Origin of the sequence: Pseudoalteromonas sp. SR45-5 (assembly GCF_014163565.1) — a bacterium.
Lineage (GTDB): Bacteria > Pseudomonadota > Gammaproteobacteria > Enterobacterales > Alteromonadaceae > Pseudoalteromonas > Pseudoalteromonas distincta.
This window is the reverse complement of sequence record NZ_JACJDN010000545.1, coordinates 1-2695: the sequence shown is the minus strand read 5'-3', so window position 1 is coordinate 2695 and position 2695 is coordinate 1. Positions and strand designations below refer to the sequence as shown.

The window sequence follows — 2695 nt, the reverse complement described above, 5'->3', positions numbered from 1 at the left end:
CTAAATGACCAAAATGGTTGATATGAACACTAGACACTAGACACTAGACAATTTAGCTATTCGTTTACGGTTTAGCATTTGAATAACCCTGTATTAATTTAATGCAATCATTAATTACTATAGCGCTCTCAGCTTTACCTTGAATATTATGGACTGACATATTCATTGAGCTAGAGCCTTGGGCAGCAAAAAGCTCTTTATCTAATTCAGTCAATATATATTTGAGTGTGGAGAGGTTAAGCGCGCCATATTTAGCTAAATATTTGGCTGTATAAGGATAGTAGCAGTAGTCATATGTAGACGAGGTACTCTCTGATGGTTGTGCAATAATGTTATCGAACATACTCTTATTATTTAAACATTGCTCAATTAGTTCTAGAGATAAAACTTTCCGTTGTTTTCGAGTGAAAACTTTTCTCTCCATTAAGATGAAAACCATGGCTAAAGCAGCATCCTTATCGTAAGGAGAATCTCCACCTATAGTGTCTAAAAATTGTGCAAAGCGATCTGATAAATAAACTTTTATATCACTCATTAATTAATTTCCATATTCTGATTTTAAAGTGGTTAATATTAAAACTCTTTGGCTTTATGGTACATGAAACTACAGCGTTGCGAATATTTTTGAGCTAAGTTTACGGATAAAATGCGGTTAAGCAATTGCTCAATTTAGGTTTAGCAAGCCCTCTAATTGTGCATGATACGCGGAATCAATTTTCTTAAAGAGATTATTAAATCGTATCAAGTCCGACTATAAAATTACCTTTCAAAATTAATGTAATATTTTACAACATATGCCACCTTAAGCCGTCTCAGGTTGTTGTATATTAAATTTGTGATCGCGCCCTTAGTTTCGCTGAAATGTACTATTACTACGTTTTTTAAATGAAAACTAGGCAGGATTCGTTATGTACGTCAGTGTAATAGCTGAAAGTTAGATTCTCCCTCCAGCTATCTAGTAGCTAATTTTATTCATCTATAGAGTTTGCTATTCGCTCAACGGTGACTTTTTCTAGCCTGTTCGCGCGGCCTTTCCAGTACTGCATAATCTCAGCTTCTGTAAGGTTGTTTTCAACAGCCAGCTCTAGGCGTAAGGCCCAGGCAATCAGGTGGTTTGGGTTTAGCCAGTGATCATACAGCCCGTAAGTATGATGGTCGGATAAGGAAATCTTAGCACCTTCATCTTTTGTCATAACAAACCAGTCTCCTATGGGATCTGTTCCCAGGGAGAAGTATTCGGTGTTTGCGTCGAAGTCATCGAGATTTTCCTTAAACTCAAACCCCATACCGTATTGACGCATTGGCCATAAAGAAGGTAGCTTGCCTTCGGTGTACATTTTTATATAGCACTTTACCCAATCGTGCCATTCACTAACCACATTTTTATCTAATTGCTCGAAAATACTGTTAGGGACACTTTCTTTGTCATTGAGTTCTGGATTTTTCAATTTTTCCCATTCTTTCAAGAAGGTTTTTGTTAAATAATCTTTATCCACTGGATTTGTGATGATTTCGAGTAATTCAGATTTGTTCATATACGATTTTCCATTCCCGTTGTCTGTATATACCAAAATAGTATGGTAAAGTGTTAGCAAAACCAAGCTTTTGATTAATAAGGTTACAAACATTATCAAGTCAATTTGAAGCTGTTTCCTTATTGATTATTTGTAATATAACTAAAGCTGGCTTTATTCAGGTACACCATAAATAGGATGTAGTGTGGCGATAGAAATTGAATACCTAAACCTACCGCTATATAAGAGGATATTTATAACCATCCTGGTCAATCTGCAACTTATATTTATAAAACGAATGAGTAAGGATTTACGATAAAAGTCAAAGGCAAGCTCGAAAGTTTAGTTATTAAAGGTCAAAAACAATAGGTAAAAATAACCGCAATCAAAGTGGAGCAGCTATGTGCTTGTGCCCCTTACTCTAATATCGGCCATTTAGTTGATACCTTACTCCAATGTACAGCAGAAAATAAACTTGGTACCCCAACTAAAAAGCCAAAGTTGCTACATAGAATAGCGATAAATTGAAAGGAATGAACCAAAGGGCTAGTTAGAAAGCACAGACTAGAAATTTAGTAAAATACAGCGAAGTTAGACTCCACTAAAGCTCTTTTCTAATTACATAATTGATCAAAATTGGCTAATAGAGAAGATAACTAAGGAAGTTAAATGTTCGATACATTGGACGATATATACAATCATGTGGGACAAGCAGTGTTTGATGCTCTTCCTGATGAATGGGACATAGCAACATTAACGTTGTTAATGGATAAAGTAGATGTTTCGGTAACAATGTTATAGAAATATTTGGATAAAAGTTATTCCAAGAATTACAAATATTTTACCGTAAATAAGCGAAATGGTCTTGCTCATGAATCAAAAGTTTCTGATGCCTTTTATGCACTGTTCTATATTATGCAAAAATAAAAATGATGTCCCTTGGAATAAAGCACGTTTTGAAATGACATCAGAAGGCGACTTCTCAATTGACTTTAAATATGATGAAGATTTTGCGTGGTATAAGTCACTCGACATTGATAGTGAAAAATATGATGAACTTGATATAAACGTTATAAATAAAATAAAGTCATGGGATGGTTTGCCAAAGGGTTATCCGAGATATTGGACAAAACGCTGAGAACGATGATTTAGGATTTTATAAATGGATATTTATAGAAACT

At 34.7% G+C, this 2695-nt stretch carries 4 protein-coding genes; 2 read left to right on the top strand and 2 right to left on the bottom strand.

From position 1 onward, the window contains the following. Positions 1 to 64: 64 nt before the first annotated feature. Together H5072_RS16300 and H5072_RS16295 are read right to left on the bottom strand one after the other, a co-directional pair. A complete protein-coding gene (locus tag H5072_RS16300; RefSeq protein ID WP_182694124.1) occupies positions 65 to 535 on the bottom strand; it encodes a hypothetical protein in 471 nt (156 codons plus the stop codon). A gap of 433 nt (positions 536 to 968) precedes the next feature. Next, positions 969 to 1535, bottom strand: coding sequence for a hypothetical protein (locus tag H5072_RS16295; RefSeq protein ID WP_182694123.1), 567 nt, complete (start codon positions 1533 to 1535; stop codon positions 969 to 971). Between the two features lie 648 nt (positions 1536 to 2183). Between H5072_RS16295 and H5072_RS21285 the strand changes: the two genes are divergently transcribed. Next, a complete protein-coding gene (locus H5072_RS21285) occupies positions 2184 to 2315 on the top strand; it encodes a hypothetical protein (protein ID WP_259395970.1) in 132 nt (43 codons plus the stop codon). Positions 2316 to 2412: 97 nt separating this feature from the next. After that, the gene (locus H5072_RS16290) at positions 2413 to 2652 is read left to right on the top strand and encodes a hypothetical protein (protein ID WP_182694122.1); all 240 of its coding nucleotides are present in this window, start codon (positions 2413 to 2415) and stop codon (positions 2650 to 2652) included. The last annotated feature ends 43 nt before the right edge of the window (positions 2653 to 2695 follow it).